Source organism: Streptomyces sp. NPDC048255 (genome assembly GCF_040652415.1).
In the GTDB taxonomy this organism is placed as follows: Bacteria; Actinomycetota; Actinomycetes; order Streptomycetales; family Streptomycetaceae; genus Streptomyces.
Window position 1 is genome coordinate 56,229 of sequence record NZ_JBEZMA010000030.1, and the last position, 16,030, is coordinate 72,258.

Genomic DNA, 16,030 nt, shown 5'->3' on the forward strand with positions numbered 1-16,030 from the left:
GACGCAGACGCGTACTCAGACGCCAACGCGGACGCACAGGCGAGCAGGGGGAGGACCGAATGGATGCGACAGGCATACGCGCCGGGCGGCGGGCGGCGGTGGTGTTCGGCGGGGCGGTGGCGCTCGCCCTGCCGCTGGTGGTGGCCGGGGGCGGCACGGCGCAGGCCGCGTCCTGCAACCTCAGCACCGGCCCGTACCAGCGGCAGGTGGAGCAGTTCCTGGGACGGCCGGCGGACGGGAAGCAGTCGGCGGCCGACTGCACCGCCATCCGGTCCTTCCAGGCGAGCCACGGGATCACCCCGACCCTGGGCTACGCCGGCCCGCTGACCTGGCAGACCATGAGCACGATGCTCGCCCAGCGGGCGGCCGGCACCACCCCCAACCGGGACGGCGCGTGCCCCACGAACCGGGGGCGGATCGCCTGTGTCGACCTGACGCGGCAGCTGACCTGGATCCAGGACGGGGCGGCCCTCAAGTACGGCCCGGTCCCGGTGCGCACCGGCAAGGACGGCACCGAGACCCGGACCGGCCTGAAGAAGATCTACTACCGCAGCATCAACCACTGGTCGACGATCTACGACGTGGCGATGCCGTACTCCCAGTTCTTCGACGGCGGCATCGCCTTCCACTCCACCACCAAGAGCATGTGGAACCCGCCCGGTTCCGGCGGTTGCGTGAACATGCGCCCGGCCGACGCCAAGGCCTACTGGAACCTGCTCGGCAACGGCGAGGACGTCTACGTCTACGGCCGCAAGCCGGGCACGTAATCCTTTCCGGCTGCCGTTGTCGTACCCCTCCGGTAGTTTCCGGGGTATCGGACCTATCTGGGGGAACGGCAGCCATGAGTGTGTCGCGAAGTCATTCACTGGACCTGGATGCGGCGATGGACCGCTACCGCGTCGAGCTCACCGGCTACTGCTACCGGATGCTCGGCTCCTCCTTCGACGCCGAGGACGCGGTGCAGGACACCTACATCCGGGCCTGGCGCGCCCATGAGAAGTTCGAGGGCCGATCCTCGCTGCGCTCGTGGCTGTACCGGATCGCCACCAACGTCTGCCTGGACCTGCTGAGCGCCGGGAACAAGCGGGCCCGGCCGATGGACCTGAGCGCCGCGCAGCACCAGGCCTCCGCGGTGCTGAGCGAGCGGCCCGAGGTGACCTGGCTGGAGCCGGTGCCGGACGGCCGGGTGCTCCCGCAGACCGCCGACCCGGCGGAGATGGCCCTCGCGAAGGAATCCGTACGGCTGGCGTTCGTGGCGGCCCTCCAGCACCTTCCGGCGAAGCAGCGGGCCGTGCTCATCCTGCGCGAGGTGCTGGCCTGGAAGGCCGACGAGGTCGCGCAGCTCCTGGAGACCACGGTGGCCTCGGTGAACAGCGCGCTCCAGCGGGCGCGGGCCACCCTGGCCGGGCAGTCCCTGCGCGAGAGCGATCCGGCGGACCCGCTGGACGCGGAGCAGGCCAAGCTGCTGGAGCAGTACCTCGCGGCCTTCGAGGCGTACGACATCTCCCGGCTGACCACGCTGCTGCACGAGGACGCGGTGCTGTCGATGCCGCCGTTCGACCTGTGGCTCCAGGGCCATGCGGACATCGCGGCCTGGCACCTGAACCAGGGCATCGGCTGCAAGGGCTCCCGCCTGGTCCCGACGACGGCGAACGGCCTGCCGGCCTTCGGCCAGTACCGGCCGGCGCAGTCGGGGAAGGGCCACACGCCGTGGGCCCTCCAGGTCCTGGAGATCTCAGAGGGCAAGATCGTCGGGCTCAATGCCTTCCTGGACACGGACCGGTGGTTCCCGCTCTTCGGCCTCCCCGAGCAGCTCGACGAGACCTACGAGGTCCAGCAGGGCGCGTAAGGGCGGGGACGCCCCGGTGACGGTGAGCCCGCCCCGCCCGCGGGCGGTCAGCCGCAGCCGCGCGAGGAGTTCCACAACGGCCAGGTCCGGCGCGGTGACCGGCCCGGCGTCGCACACCACCGCCGCGGCCCCGTCCGCGTAGAGCCGGGCCAGCCGATCACACAGCCGCGCGACGTCCTGGACGGTCGGGGCGGGGCCGGGCAGCACGAGTCGTTGGATCTCCACGAGGGGATGACTCCCCCACCGCCCGGAACTCATCGGCGCCGGGAAGTCACCTCAGGGGGTGGGGAAGATGGACGTGTCGATCTCGACGTCGAAGGGCGCGGGCAGGCGGAGGGGCTCACCGAATTTTCCTGCCTGCAAAACGCGGTAGAGCCCGCCCTTCGGCTCGCCGTACAGGGTGACGGTGGGACCACCGGTGGCGTACGCGTCGATCAGCAGGTAGAGCGGGACAGCGGCCTGGGCATATCCGGCGAGTTTGGCGACACGGTCATTGGAGGCGTTCGACTTCGACGTGACCTCGACCGCCAGTTCCGCAACGGTGGCCGGGACGAACTTCCCTCCCTCAAGGACCACTTCGTCGGGTACGACCACCAGATCCGGGATGTACAGCCCTTCACGGGACGGGATCGCTACATAAAGGGTCTGATACACCTCCCAGCCGTCGGGGAGCGCCGACATCACGGCACGTTGCACCTTGACCGCGATGTAGTTGTGGTGGTTGACGGGCGGTGGTGCCACGGTGACGATCCCCTCGATGATCTCCACCTTGCAGCCCTCCGGCGCGTCCGTCTCCTCCCAGAGACGGACGAGGCCCTCCCAGCTGTCGCCGCTGACCGGCTCGTGCTGGACGGTGAGTGCGCTCATGGTGTGCTCCTCATGCTGTTGGCACCGATCCCAGCATGCAGAACGGGACCGGTGGGCGTCCACCGATCCCGTTCAGCCAAACGAGTGGGTGCAGGTCAGGCGATGCGGTCCAGGACGATCGGCGTGGCGGAGAACGCCGTGCCGGCCGGGGCGACGTCGTACGAGCCCTCCAGCGAGGCGAGGGCGTAGTCGAACTTCTCCGGGGTGTCGGTGTGCAGGGTCATCAGCGGCTGGCCCGCGGTCACCGTGTCGCCCGGCTTCGCGTGCAGCTCGATGCCCGCGCCCGCCTGGACCGGGTCCTCCTTGCGGGCGCGGCCCGCGCCCAGGCGCCAGGCGCCGACGCCGACCGCGTACGCGTCGAGGCGGGTCAGGACGCCCGAGGCGGAGGCCGTCACCACGTGCTGCTCGCGCGCGACCGGGAGCGCCGCGTCCGGGTCGCCGCCCTGGGCCGCGATCATCCGGCGCCACACGTCCATGGCCGAACCGTCGGCCAGGGCCTTCGCCGGGTCCGCGTCCTTGATGCCCGCCGCGTCCAGCATCTCCCGGGCCAGGGCCAGGGTCAGTTCGACGACGTCCGAGGGGCCGCCGCCGGCCAGGACCTCGACGGACTCGCGGATCTCCAGCGCGTTGCCCGCGGTGAGGCCGAGCGGGGTGGACATGTCGGTGAGCAGCGCGACGGTCTTGACGCCCGAGTCGGTGCCGAGGCCCACCATGGTCCGCGCCAGCTCGCGCGCGTCCTCGATGTTCTTCATGAAGGCGCCGGTGCCGACCTTGACGTCCAGCACCAGGGAGCCCGTACCCTCGGCGATCTTCTTCGACATGATCGAGGAGGCGATCAGCGGGATGGCCTCGACCGTGCCCGTCACGTCGCGCAGGGCGTACAGCTTCTTGTCGGCCGGGGCCAGGCCGTCGCCCGCGGCGCAGATGACCGCGCCCGTGGTGTCCAGGACGTGCAGCATCTCCTCGTTGGAGAGCAGGGCGCGCCAGCCGGGGATGGACTCCAGCTTGTCGAGGGTGCCGCCGGTGTGGCCCAGGCCGCGGCCCGACAGCTGCGGCACGGCCGCGCCGCACGCGGCGACCAGCGGGGCCAGCGGGAGGGTGATCTTGTCGCCGACGCCGCCGGTGGAGTGCTTGTCGGCGGTCGGGCGGGAGAGCGAGTCGAAGTTCATGCGCTCGCCGGACGCGATCATCGCGGCGGTCCAGCGGGCGATCTCGGCCCGGTTCATCCCGTTCAGCAGGATGGCCATCGCCAGCGCCGACATCTGCTCGTCGGCGACGACACCGCGCGTGTACGCGTCGATGACCCAGTCGATCTGCTCGGGGCTCAGCTCGCCGCGGTCCCGCTTGGTCCGGATGACGGAGATGACGTCCATGAGGTGCTTCCTTCTACGCGCATAGAGAGAGGGATTGTGGAGAAGACGACGGCCCTCCGCCCGGCAGGGGGCGAAGGGCCGTCGGCACGGCTATCTCAGGTGGTCGGGCCCGAAGGCCTGCGGCAGCATGGCCGCCAGCGGAAGGATCCCGTCCGGGGTCTCCACCAGCAGTTCCGGACCGCCGAATTCGTACAGCAGCTGGCGGCAGCGCCCGCAGGGGACGAGGATCTCGCCCTTGCCGTCCACGCACGTGAAGTGCGTGAGCCGGCCGCCGCCCGTGGCCTGGAGCGAGGAGACCAGTCCGCACTCCGCGCAAAGGCCCAGCCCGTAGCTCGCGTTCTCGACGTTGCAGCCGGTCACGACGCGCCCGTCGTCCACCAGGGCGGCGACTCCGACCGGGAAGCCCGAGTAGGGCGCGTAGGCGTGGGACATGGCGTCCCGGGCCGCCGTACGCAGGGCTTCCCAGTCCACGGCCGGAACCGGTACCGGGCTCGTCACTTGCCCTGGCCCTTGCGGTACGGCATGCCGTCCGCCTTGGGCATCCGCAGGCGCTGCGCCGACAGGGCGAGCACGAGCAGGGTGGTGACGTACGGGGCCGCGTCCACGAACTGGCTCGGCACCGAGTCGGTGAGCACGTACCAGACGAACAGCAGGGCGGCGCAGACCGCCGAGATGCCGGCCTGGAGGTACTTCTTCTTGTACAGCTGCCAGGCGCAGACGAGCACCAGCAGGATCGCGATCAGCAGCAGCATCGCGTGGACGTTGGTGGCGCCACCGCGCAGCTTGAGGCTGTCGATGAAGCCGAACAGGCCCGCGCCGAGCGCCATGCCGCCCGGCATCCAGTTGCCGAAGATCATCGCGGCGAGGCCGATGTAGCCGCGGCCGCCGGTCTGGCCCTCCTGGTAGATCGGGCTGGCGACCTCGGACAGGTACACGCCGCCGAGGCCCGCCAGGGCGCCCGAGACGACCACGGCGATGTACTTGTACTTGTAGACGTTGACGCCCAGGGACTCGGCGGCGATGGGGTTCTCACCGCAGGAGCGCAGCCGCAGACCGAAGGTGGTGCGCCACAGCACCCACCAGGTGCCCGGGATCAGCAGCAGGGCGACGACGGTCAGCAGCGACAGCTCGGTGACCAGGCCGCCGATGACGCCGGCCAGGTCCGAGACGAAGAACCAGTGCTTGCCCTGGAGGTCGGACATCCAGTCGGACAGCCCTGGCACGGTGATCTTGTAGATCGGCTCGACCTGCGGCGACTGCTTGGAGGAGCCGCCCGGCGCCTCGGCGAAGGTGAAGTTCGACAGGTACTGGGTGAAGCCCAGCGCCAGGATGTTGATGGCCACACCGGAGACGATGTGGTTCACGTTGAAGGTCACGGTGATGATCGCGTGCAGCAGGCCGCCGACGGCGCCGCCCGCGATGCCGACGAGCACGCCGGTCCACGGACCCCACTGGTAGCCGGCCCAGGCACCGAACCAGGTGCCGAGGATCATCATGCCTTCGAGGCCGATGTTGACGACGCCCGCACGCTCGGCCCACAGACCGCCGAGGCCGGCGAGGCCGATCGGCACGGCGAGCGAGAGGGCGCCGGAGACCTGGCCGACCGAGGTCAGGTCGTCGGCGCCGCTGATCAGGCGGACCAGCGAGACCAGCGCGAGACCGCCCGCGATGATCAGCATGATCCAGGGCAGGGTGAGCTTCTTGCGGCCGCCGGACTTCTTCGGGGCGGCGGCCGTCGCGGAGACAGTGCTGGTGCTCACGCCGCGACCTCCTTGTCGGTCTTGATGGCGTGCCCGGCGGCGAGCTCCTCGCCGACCTTCTGCTGCTGGCGCCGGATGCCGTAACGGCGGACGAGTTCGTACGAGACGACGACCGCGATCACGATCAGGCCCTTCATGATCGTGCCGATCTCCTTCGCGAACCCGGCCTGGTCGAGCGAGGCCGAGGCCTTGTCGATGAAGGCCATCAGGAGCGCGGCGAAGAGGATGCCGACCGGGCTGTTGCGGCCGAGGAGCGCGATGGTGATGCCGGTGAAGCCGACACCGACCGGGAAGGCCAGGTTGTAGGTGTGCGTCTCGCCCAGCAGCTGCGGCATGCCGGCGAGACCGGCGACCGCGCCGGAGATGAGCATCGCGGTGATGATCATCTTCTTGGAGTCGACGCCCGAGGCCTGGGCGGCGGACTCACTGGCGCCGGTGGCGCGCAGGTCGAAGCCGAACCGGGTGCGGTTGAGCGTGAACCAGTAGACGATGCCGAGGGCGAAGGCCACGAAGGTGAAGCCGTAGATCTCCAGCCCGTCGCCGATGGACACGGACGGGAACCAGCCCGACTCGGCGATGTCGCCGGTCGTCAGGTCGTTGGAGCCCTCCAGCTGGACGCCGAGGTTCTTCGTCAGGATCAGCCAGGCGATCAGGCTGGTCGCGATGGCGTTCAGCATGATCGTGGAGACGACCTCGCTCACCCCGCGCTTGGCCTTGAGGACACCGGCGATGCCGGACCAGAAGGCACCGACGAGCATCGCCACGAGGATGATCAGCAGCAGGTGCAGCGGGCCCGGCAGGGTCACGGCCGCACCCACCACGGCGGAGAGCATCGCCGCGAGGCGGTACTGGCCGTCGACGCCGATGTTGAAGAGGTTCATCCGGAAGCCGATGGCCACGGCCAGGGCTGCCAGGTAGTACGTGCCGGCCTGGTTCACGATGAGGACCTGGACGTCCTCGTAGCCGGCGTTCTCCACCATCAGGCGCAGCGGCTCGATCGGGTCGATGCCCGTCGCGGCCAGTACGACCACGGTCAGCAGGAAGGCGCTGACCAGCGCGAGCACGGGCCCGGCCAGGCCGAGGAGCAGCCGGTCCTTGTCGATTTTCTTCATCGGGCCTCGTCCTCCGTGGAGCCGGTACCCGCGTCGGTACCGTCGGCGGAGTGGTTGTCGGTTGCTTCCAGGTGCCCGGAGGCGGCGCCCGTCATGGCGGTGCCGAGCTCCTCGGGGGTGACGGTCGCGGGGTCGGCGTCCGCGACCAGGCGGCCGCGGTAGATGACGCGCAGGGTGTCGGACAGGCCGATGAGCTCGTCCAGGTCGGCGGAGATCAGGAGCACGGCCAGGCCCTCGCGGCGGGCCTCGCGGATCGCGTCCCAGATCTGAGCCTGCGCGCCGACGTCCACGCCACGGGTGGGGTGGGCGGCGATCAGGAACTTCGGGTTGTGGCTCATCTCGCGGCCGACGATCAGCTTCTGCTGGTTGCCGCCGGAGAGCGAGGCCGCGGTGACCTCGATGCCGGGCGTGCGGACGTCGTACTCGCGCACGATCCGCTCGGTGTCCTTGCGGGCGGCCTTCGGGTCGAGGATGCCGCGCTTGGAGTTGGGGGACTCGGTGACGTGGCCGAGGATGCGGTTCTCCCACAGCGGGGACTCCAGCAGCAGGCCGTGGCGGTGACGGTCCTCGGGGATGTACCCGATGCCGCCCTCGCGGCGCTTGCGCACCGGGGCCTTGGTGATGTCCAGGCCGTCCAGCGTGATCACGCCCGCGTCGGCGGAGCTCATGCCCATGAGGGCTTCGATCAGCTCGGTCTGGCCGTTGCCCTCGACGCCGGCGATGCCGAGGATCTCGCCCTTGTGGATGGTGAAGGTGATGCCGTCCAGCAGGAGGCGGCCGATCTCGGCCTTCTCGTGGATGGCGGAGTCCTCCGGGGCCGCGGGCGCCAGGGTCTCCGGCTCGGCGGTGACGGCTCCGTCCGCGACGACGGTCAGACCCTCCACCTTCAGCATCGGCACGTCGGTCACGGTCGACTCGCGGGTCTCCGGCGAGGGCAGCTCCGCGCCGACCATCAGCTCCGCGAGCTGCTTGGTGGTGGCGGTCTTCGGGTCGGCGGTGCCGACCGTGGTGCCGCGCCGGATGACGGTGATGTCGTCGGCGACCTTCAGCACCTCGCCCAGCTTGTGCGAGATGAAGATGACGGTCAGGCCCTCGGCCTTGAGCTCGCGCAGGTTGTCGAAGAGCGCGTCCACCTCCTGCGGCACGAGCACGGCGGTCGGCTCGTCGAGGATGAGGATCTTCGCACCGCGGTACAGGACCTTGAGGATCTCCACGCGCTGGCGGTCGGCGACACCGAGGTCCTCGACGAGGGCGTCGGGGCGCACCCCGAGGCCGTAGGCGTCGGAGATCTCCTTGATCTTCCTACGGGCCTTGGCACCGATGCCGTAGAGCTTCTCGCCGCCGAGAACCACGTTCTCCAGGACGGTGAGGTTGTCGGCCAGCATGAAGTGCTGGTGCACCATGCCGATGCCGCGGGCGATGGCGTCGCCGGGGCTGGTGAAGGAGACCTGCTCCCCGTCGATGGCGATGGTGCCCTCGTCCGGCTTCTGCATGCCGTAGAGGATCTTCATCAGGGTCGACTTGCCGGCGCCGTTCTCGCCGATCAGAGCATGGACCGTGCCCTTGCGGACGGTGATCGCGATGTCTTTGTTGGCGACGACGCCGGGGAAGCGCTTGGTGATGCCGTTCAGTTCTACGGCGGGGGGCGGGCTGGACGCGTTGATGACGCACTCTCCTTGGCGCGGAAGGAGTTGGAGGCAGGGCAGGGACAGGGCGGGAATCGGCCGGGCGGGTGGGCGGGAGGAGGACGGTATCGCGTCCACCCTGCCTCTACGCGCGTAGCACTGTCGAAAGTGAAAACTTGCGGCCAACTGGCCACAAGCAAGCACCATAGGACATGGCTCGGGGCCCGGGAGCGGCAGAGACCGCTTCCCGGACCCCGGAGACCACGACTACATCAGACGGGCCTTACGGCGCGGTCTTGACGGTGATCTTCTTGGCGATGATGTCGGCCTTGGCCTTCTCCACCGCGGCGATGACGTCGGTCATCTCCTTGTACTTCGGGTTGGAGTCGGCCAGGCCGACGCCGTCCTTGTCCAGGCCGTAGCGGATCTCGCCGGTGGTCGGCTTGCCGTCCTTGACCGACTTGATCAGGTCGTAGACGGAGTCCGAGACGTCCTTGGTGACCGAGGTCAGGATGGCGTCCTTGTACTTCGTCAGACCGGCCTGGTTGTACTGGTCGGAGTCGACACCGATGGCCCACTTGCCCTTGGCGGAGGCGGCCTCGATGGCGCCCGAGCCGGCCAGGCCGGCGGCCGCGTAGACCACGTCGGCGCCGGCGTCGAGCTGACCCTGCGCGGCGGCCTTGCCGAGGTCGGGCTTGGCGAAGCCGTCGAAGTTCGGGGGCTGCGTCAGGTACTGGGAGAGCACCTTGGCGTTCGGGTTGGTGTCCTTGACGCCCTGCGCGAAGCCCGCCTCGAACTTCTTGATCAGCGGAACCTCGACACCGCCGATGAAGCCGACCGTGCCGGTCTTGGACACCTTGGCGGCGGCGACGCCGGCCAGGTAGGAACCCTGCTCCTCGTTGAACACGAGGTTGGCGATGTTGGGGCCGGTCACCGAGGTGTCGTCGATGATGCCGAACGTGGTGTCCGGGAACTTCGGCGCGACCTTCTTGATGGCCGGGGCGTAGGCGAAGCCGACGCCGATGACCGGGTTGTTGCCCTTGCGGGCCAGCTCGGTGAGGCGCTGGACCTTGTCGGCCTCGCCCTCGCCGTCGGTGGGCTCCGCCTCGGCGCCCTTGACCTTCAGCTCGGTCTCGGCCTTCTGCAGGCCGGCGTAGGCGGCGTCGTTGAACGACTGGTCGCCGCGGCCGCCGACGTCGTACGCGATGGCGGCGGTGGGCTCCGTGGACGATGCGGTGTCCGACGACTTCTTACCGCCACAGGCGGTGGCCGAGAGGGCCAGCGCCGCGGACGCGATGCCCACGGTGGCGATCCTGGTGATCCGGCGCAAGGGGAGGCTCCTTCAAAACCTGACCGAAGCGCCACGACCGGCGCTGGTTTCGCGGCGATCGTAACGCGCGTAGATGTCAGTTAAAGGCCCGTTCATGAGTCGTTATCGGATCGTCGTGAACCGGACAGTGACCGATTCGTAACTCTCCAGGTGTCCAGCCCTTGTGTACCAAGGGCCGGACACCTCCGGCACGGAAAAGCCGATTGCTGTACTGGAGCTTTACCCGACGGGCCTGGCGCGACGGCCGTCCAGCAGTACGGCGGCCGTGAAGAACTCCACGCCGACGGCGATCGCGTCCTCGTCGACGTCGAAGTCGCCCCGGTGCAGGTCGCGCTTGGCCGTGTCACCGGGGGTACGCACCCCAAGGCGGGCCATCGCGCCCGGGACATGCTCCAGGTACCAGGAGAAGTCCTCCCCGCCCAGGCTCTGCTCGGTGTCCTCGACCGATTCGGCTCCGCACCGGGCGGCCATCGCCTCGCGGAGCAGTTCGGTGACCACCGGGTCGTTGACCACGGGCGGCACCCCGCGCACGTGGTTGATCTCGAACTTGGCCCCGTGCATCGTCGACACCTCGTCGATGGCCGCGTGGATCATGTCCGGGGCCTCGTGCCAGGCGTTCAGGTCCAGGCACCGGATGGTGCCCGACAGCTCGGCGTGCATCGGGATCACGTTGCAGGCGTGCCCGGCCTCGATCCGGCCCCAGGTGACCGACATACCCGAGCGGGCGTCCATCCGGCGGGCCAGCACGGCCGGTACGTCCAGGGCCACGCGGGCGGCGGCCGTCACCAGGTCGGTGGTCAGGTGCGGCCGGGCCGTGTGCCCGCCGGGGCCCGACAGGCTGACCTCCAGGCGGTCGCAGGCCGAGGTGATGGGGCCGGCCCGCAGCCCGATCCGGCCGGCGTCGACCCGGGGGTCGCAGTGGAGGGCGATGATCTTGCCCACGCCGTCCAGCACCCCCGACTCGATGGCCTCGGTGGCTCCGCCCGGGAGCACCTCCTCGGCGGGCTGGAACAGCAGCCTCACCGGCCGGGGCAGCAGGCCCTGCCGGTCGAGCTCGGCCAGCACCAGGCCGGCCCCGAGGACGGTCGCGGTGTGCACGTCGTGGCCGCAGGCGTGCGCGCGGTCCGGGACGGTCGAGCGGTACGCGACGTGCGTCTTGGCGTCCGGGATGGGCAGGGCGTCGATGTCCGCGCGCAGGGCCAGCATCGGCCGTACCCCGTCCCACGCCCCCACGTCACAGATCAGGCCGGTGCCGGACTTCAGCACCCGTGGGCGCAGGCCGGCTTTCTCCAGCCGGGCCTTGATCGCCGCCGTGGTGCGGAACTCCTGGTGTCCGAGCTCGGGATGCATGTGCAAGTCCCGGCGGAAGGCGATCAGTTCGGCACGCAGGTGGTCCGGAAGCTTGCCGGGCAGCTCGGGCCGGTCGGGCTTACCGGGCAGGGCGGTCTGGGACTCGCGGGACATCAACTGGTTCACCCGTTGAAGGGTAGGCGCACGCACCGGCCAACTGGCTGGAGATCACGAAAAGTTCATGCCGTTAGGGGAAGAAAACCCGGCCTCCGGACGCATGACCGGGCGGGCACGCGGGTAAACTCGCACGCTCATCCGGCCGCCGGAGCCGCCTGGGCCGGGAGTCTGCGCACATCACGGGCGGTGTCGGTGACACCGGCGAGGAAGCTGCGGGCCCGCGGCGACGCGGAGCCGGTGAGCCAGTCCGGGTCGATATCGCATACGGCGACCGTCACACCTGTACCGGTCAGTGCGTACGGCAGCGTGTGGACGACGGTGGACGGAAAGCTGACGATCGTACGACCGACGGGGCCGCGCCGGGCGATCAGCTCCAGCGGCAGGTCCGGACGGACGATCTCCAGCCCGGTCGCCTCGCTCAGGGCGCGCAGCTTCTCCGGGGACTCCCGGCGGTGCGCGAAGTAGCGCGTCGCGCCGTGCTCCCGGGTCAGCGCGCGGACCGCGGCCAGGTAGCGCGCCGGGTCCACCACGCCGGTCTCCACCAGCGAGGTGCCGACCAGGTCGGTGCCCTTGGTCAGCCGCGGCGGGCCGAAGCGGGCACGGGTCCAGGCGAACTCGTTGACCCGCAGCGTCATCGCGCCGTGGACGGTGACGGGCATCGAGGTGAACACCTCGACCCGCCGCCCGCCGCCCCCGGCGGCGGTGAAGCGCCGGCGGGCGGTCGCCGACACCGGGGCGTAGGCCAGCTCGCGCACCCGGGCGGCCGCCCCTCCGCCGCCGACCCGGTGCCAGCGCACGAGGCGCTCCCCGCGGGCCGTCTGGGCGACGAACTCCATGGTGGCGGTGCCGTCGTCGACCACGACGAGCTCCTCGGCCCGTACGAGGGTCAGCAGCAGCTGGACGTAGCGGGAGAAGGGGTCGCCGATGACGACCCGGCGCGCCGCGCGTACGTCACGGGCCAGCGCGGCGAGCGCCTTGAGCGGCGCGAGCCGGCCACCGCGGGCCTCCTGCCAGCGCACCTCGTGACCCTCGTCGCGGGCCAGTCCCGCCATCCGGCGCAGCTGCCCCCGGGACATCGGGTCGGTCGGGGGCAGGACCACGATCCGCAGGCGGGCCGGGCCGCCGGCCGCTGTTCCCGGGCCCGCCGCCGCACCCGGGGAGCCCGCCGCGCCCCGGCCCGCCGCCCCGCCCGCCTGCCCGGCGCGCTGTTCGCGCTGGCGCGGGACGCCGTCGAGGAGCGGGCCCGGATCCGACGGGTCGGCCGGGTCCGCCGGGTGCAGATGAGCCCACTCCAGCACGTTCAGGAGTTGGACCGGGCTCTCGACGAACGCCAGGGTGTGGGCTGAAGGGGTCACCGGGAACTCCTCGTCTGGGGGCGGGACTCGTACGCGCCGGACCTAAGGGGCAAGAGACCCCCTCGGGGTCAGACGGCCACCGGCTCGCCCTGGAAGCGGCGCAGCTTCTTCATGGGGCCGAGCTCGGAGTCGTACACGCGCTTGACGCCGTCGCCCAGGGCGGTCTCGATGGTGCGGATGTCGCGGACCAGGCGGGCCAGGCCGCCCGGCTCGACGGAGGCCGCCTGGTCGGAGCCCCACATCGCGCGGTCGAGGGTGATGTGGCGCTCGACGAAGGTGGCGCCGAGGGCGACGGCGGCGAGGGTGGTCTGCAGGCCCGTCTCGTGGCCGGAGTAGCCGATCGGGACGTTGGGGTACTCCTCCTGGAGGGTGTTGATCACCCGCAGGTTGAGCTCCTCCGCCTTGGCCGGGTACGTGGAGGTGGCGTGGCAGAGCAGGATGTTCTCGCTGCCGAGCACCTCCACCGCGTGCCGGATCTGGCGCGGGGTGGACATGCCGGTGGAGAGGACGACGGTGCGGCCGGTGGAGCGCAGGGCGCGCAGCAGCTCGTCGTCGGTGAGGGAGGCGGAGGCCACCTTGTGCGCGGGGACGTCGAACTTCTCCAGGAAGGCGACGGCCTCGGTGTCCCACGGGGAGGCGAACCAGTCGATCCCGCGCTTGGCGCAGTGCTCGTCGATGGCGCGGTACTCGTCCTCGCCGAACTCGACCTTGTGGCGGTAGTCGATGTAGGTCATCCGGCCCCAGGGGGTGTCGCGCTCGATGTCCCACTGGTCGCGCGGGGTGCAGATCTCCGGGGTGCGCTTCTGGAACTTCACCGCGTCGCAGCCCGCTTCGGCGGCGGCGTCGATGAGGGCGAAGGCGTTGCCGAGGTCGCCGTTGTGGTTGATGCCGATCTCGCCGACGACGTAGACGGGCCGGCCGGGGCCGGCGGTGCGCGGTCCGAAGGTCCGCAGGCGGGCGTGGGCGGGGGCGGTGGCGGTCATGGCAGGTGACGTCCTTCGGTGCGGGATGTGCGGGGGGTGTGGGGTCTGCGAGGTGTGTGGGGTGAGCGGGGTGAGCGGGGCGTGCGGATCGGGGTGTGCGTCCTCGAACAGCGGGGCGAGGAGGCGGGCTCGGGCCAGGTCGTGCGGGTCGTCGATCTCCAGGACCCGCGCGGGGTCGGTGGTGACGGGGAGGGTGCGGCCGAAGAAGCGGTGGCGTGCGGTACGGAACCCGGCGGCGTCCATGGCGTAGGCGGCGCCGGTCTCCAGCAGGTCCTGCGGCCGGTCCTGCCGGCGGGGCCGGTACGCGCTCTCGTGGTTGACCCCGGTCCCGGCCCCGGCGGCGTCCTGCCGCCAGAGGAAGCCGTGGAAGGGGGCGACGGTGAGGGCCGCGTCTGCCGCCCCGGACGCCACGGCGGCGGCGACGGACTCGACGTCGGAGGCGGCGAGGAAGGGGCTGGTGCACTGGACCAGGAGGACCACGTCCACGGTGAGCGAGTGCAGTTCCTCGAAGGCGGCCAGCGCGTGCAGCACGGCGGCTTCGCTGCTCGCGGTGTCACCGGAGATCGCGGTGGGCCGGGCGATCACGTCGGCTCCGGCGGTGCGGGCCGCGGCGGCGATGGCCTCGGAGTCCGTGGAGACCACGACGTCCGTGACGGTCGGCGCGGCCAGGCAGGCGCGGACGGCGCGGGCGACCAGCGGGGTGCCGGCGACCTCGGCGAGGTTCTTGCCGGGGACCCCCTTGGAGCCGCCCCGCGCGGGGACCACGGCCAGCACCCGGGGGCCGCGGCCGGAAGCGGTGTGCGGTCCGGCGTCTGCCGAGGCCGCGGCCGCCGGGGGCAGGGTCTGTGCGGCGGCGCCCGCCACCCGGGGGCTCACAGCTCCCCCAGCCGGCGGATCACCGGCGCCACGCGCTGGACGCCGTGCCGGTAGGCCCCGCGGGCCGCCTCGCGCAGGTGGGCGCGGAGCCGGCGGCGCAGCCGGGACTGCCCCTCCGGTTCGCGGGCCGCGCCGGGCAGCGGGGTGCCGTCGGGGGCCAGGTGGTGGCGGGCGAGGATCCCGGGCAGGTAGCCGGGGGCGGTGGTGGGCGTGTAGTACGGCGCGGGCGACGGCAGCCGCCGGGCGCCGACCAGCGCGGCGACCCGCGCCCGGGCGGCGGCGTAGGCGTCGTGGGCCTCGGGGGCGTCATGGGCCTCGTACGGAGCGCCTGCGTCGGGCCCCACGGCCGGCGCGGCGCGGCCCGGGGCGGTGCGGCCCGGGGCGGTGGGCCCCGGCGCGGCCCGGCCCGGCAGGACGCCCTGGGCCGCCAGCCAGTGCGGGTCGCCCTGGGGCAGCAGTCCGGAGTCGAGCTGGTCCCAGGAGGCGAGGCAGCCGGAGCCGAGGAAGTGGTGGTTGCCGAGGGCCTCGCGGATGCCGAGGTCGGTGAGGACGGCCGTCGGGATGCCCCGGTGCAGGGATTCCAGGGCGGCGGTGGAGGAGACGGTGACCAGCAGGTCGGTACCGTCCAGCACCTCGCCCATGTTCCCGTAGACCAGGCGGCAGTTGGGCGGCAGCCCGCCCGGGAGCTTCGCCGCGAGCCGCTGGTAGGGCTGCTCCTCCAGGTGCGTGGTGTGCTCCCCGGGTCTGCTGCGCAGCTTGATCAGCACCTCCCGCTCCGGGTGCAGCCGGGCGTGTCCGGCCGCGCGCTCCAGCAGGTACGTACGGTCCGCGCGGCTTTCGGGCACGGAGGGCTGCACGGCGAAGACCACGGTGTGGGCGCGGCTCCCGACCGGCTCGTACGGCGCCCCGCCGAGGAAGGGCAGCGCGGTCTCGGTGACGGCGCTCGCGTCGGCGCCCACTCCCTCGTACACGGCGCGGAAGCGCTCCGCGTCGTGGCGGGAGTTGGCGAGGACGAGGTCCGCGCCGTGGCGCAGCAGCAGTCCGTCGGCGAGCTTCTCGTACACGACGCCCACGTAGCCGGTGACGAGTACGGGGCGCTCGGCCGGGGCGGGCCACAGGGCGCGGGCCCCGTGCAGGACGGCCTGGACGGCTCCCCCGACGAGGGCGAGGACGATCACGTCGTAGCGCTCGCGCTCGATCTCGGCGAGGAACTGCGCGCAGGTCACCTCGGCCAGCCGGTCGGCGCGGACCCCCACTTCGCCGAGCTGGCGGGCGGTGGGAGTGGCGCGGCCGCGCAGCAGGAATCCGGTGAGCTGGTGGTCGGGCACGAGACGGCCTGCGGTGAGTGCACCCCATTTCCATCGCGTATCGGAATCGGCGAGTACGGCTACGCGCTTGCGTTCTGGCACGCGGCAGAAACTATTGGGCAATTT

Annotated in this window: 14 protein-coding genes and 1 pseudogene; 2 read left to right on the plus strand and 13 right to left on the minus strand. The window is 71.4% G+C overall.

The genetic code is table 11. From position 1 onward, the window contains the following. The first annotated feature begins 59 nt into the window (after positions 1–59). Both AB0D94_RS23020 and AB0D94_RS23025 read left to right on the plus strand, forming a co-directional pair. A complete protein-coding gene (locus AB0D94_RS23020) occupies positions 60–767 on the plus strand; it encodes a L,D-transpeptidase family protein (RefSeq protein ID WP_362054992.1) in 708 nt (235 codons plus the stop codon). A gap of 74 nt (positions 768–841) precedes the next feature. Next, positions 842–1,849: a sigma-70 family RNA polymerase sigma factor gene (locus AB0D94_RS23025; protein WP_362054994.1), complete on the plus strand. Its 1,008-nt coding sequence runs from the start codon at positions 842–844 to the stop codon at positions 1,847–1,849. Here AB0D94_RS23025 and AB0D94_RS23030 read toward each other — a convergent pair. From AB0D94_RS23030 to AB0D94_RS23090, 13 genes and pseudogenes are all read right to left on the minus strand, one after another. Beyond that, positions 1,736–2,074, minus strand: a complete 339-nt coding sequence (locus tag AB0D94_RS23030; protein ID WP_362054996.1) for an STAS domain-containing protein — start codon at positions 2,072–2,074, stop codon at positions 1,736–1,738. The genes AB0D94_RS23025 and AB0D94_RS23030 overlap by 114 nt on opposite strands. A 51-nt stretch (positions 2,075–2,125) precedes the next feature. Next, entirely contained in the window at positions 2,126–2,716 is a 591-nt protein-coding gene (locus tag AB0D94_RS23035) for a Uma2 family endonuclease (protein ID WP_362054998.1), read from the minus strand. Positions 2,717–2,811: 95 nt separating this feature from the next. Further along, positions 2,812–4,089 carry a thymidine phosphorylase gene (locus tag AB0D94_RS23040; RefSeq protein ID WP_362055000.1) on the minus strand — a complete coding sequence of 426 codons (1,278 nt, stop codon included), beginning with the start codon at positions 4,087–4,089 and terminating at the stop codon, positions 2,812–2,814. 90 nt (positions 4,090–4,179) lie between these two features. Next, positions 4,180–4,587 (minus strand): cytidine deaminase, encoded by a 408-nt coding sequence (locus tag AB0D94_RS23045; protein ID WP_362055002.1) that lies wholly within the window; start codon positions 4,585–4,587, stop codon positions 4,180–4,182. After that, positions 4,584–5,849 (minus strand): ABC transporter permease, encoded by a 1,266-nt coding sequence (locus AB0D94_RS23050; protein WP_362055004.1) that lies wholly within the window; start codon positions 5,847–5,849, stop codon positions 4,584–4,586. Before AB0D94_RS23050 ends, AB0D94_RS23045 begins: the two co-directional genes overlap by 4 nt. Then, positions 5,846–6,961, minus strand: coding sequence for an ABC transporter permease (locus AB0D94_RS23055; RefSeq protein ID WP_362055006.1), 1,116 nt, complete (start codon positions 6,959–6,961; stop codon positions 5,846–5,848). Before AB0D94_RS23055 ends, AB0D94_RS23050 begins: the two co-directional genes overlap by 4 nt. After that, positions 6,958–8,592, minus strand: a complete 1,635-nt coding sequence (locus AB0D94_RS23060) for an ABC transporter ATP-binding protein (protein WP_362055043.1) — start codon at positions 8,590–8,592, stop codon at positions 6,958–6,960. The genes AB0D94_RS23055 and AB0D94_RS23060 overlap by 4 nt, the downstream gene beginning before the upstream one ends. A gap of 277 nt (positions 8,593–8,869) precedes the next feature. Then, positions 8,870–9,916, minus strand: coding sequence for a BMP family ABC transporter substrate-binding protein (locus AB0D94_RS23065; RefSeq protein ID WP_362055008.1), 1,047 nt, complete (start codon positions 9,914–9,916; stop codon positions 8,870–8,872). A 219-nt stretch (positions 9,917–10,135) separates the two neighbouring features. Next, complete coding sequence (locus tag AB0D94_RS23070; protein ID WP_362055045.1) at positions 10,136–11,380, minus strand: amidohydrolase; 1,245 nt, start codon at positions 11,378–11,380, stop codon at positions 10,136–10,138. Between the two features lie 137 nt (positions 11,381–11,517). Further along, on the minus strand, positions 11,518–12,738 hold the full coding sequence (locus AB0D94_RS23075; protein ID WP_362055010.1) for a hypothetical protein: 1,221 nt from the start codon (positions 12,736–12,738) through the stop codon (positions 11,518–11,520). A gap of 68 nt (positions 12,739–12,806) precedes the next feature. Then, complete coding sequence (locus tag AB0D94_RS23080) at positions 12,807–13,721, minus strand: N-acetylneuraminate synthase family protein (protein WP_362055047.1); 915 nt, start codon at positions 13,719–13,721, stop codon at positions 12,807–12,809. A gap of 342 nt (positions 13,722–14,063) precedes the next feature. Next, positions 14,064–14,597: pseudogene (locus tag AB0D94_RS23085) on the minus strand (NTP transferase domain-containing protein); the annotation flags it as partial. Beyond that, entirely contained in the window at positions 14,594–16,006 is a 1,413-nt protein-coding gene (locus AB0D94_RS23090; RefSeq protein ID WP_362055012.1) for a DUF6716 putative glycosyltransferase, read from the minus strand. The pseudogene AB0D94_RS23085 and the gene AB0D94_RS23090, both read right to left, overlap by 4 nt. Positions 16,007–16,030 lie beyond the last annotated feature (24 nt).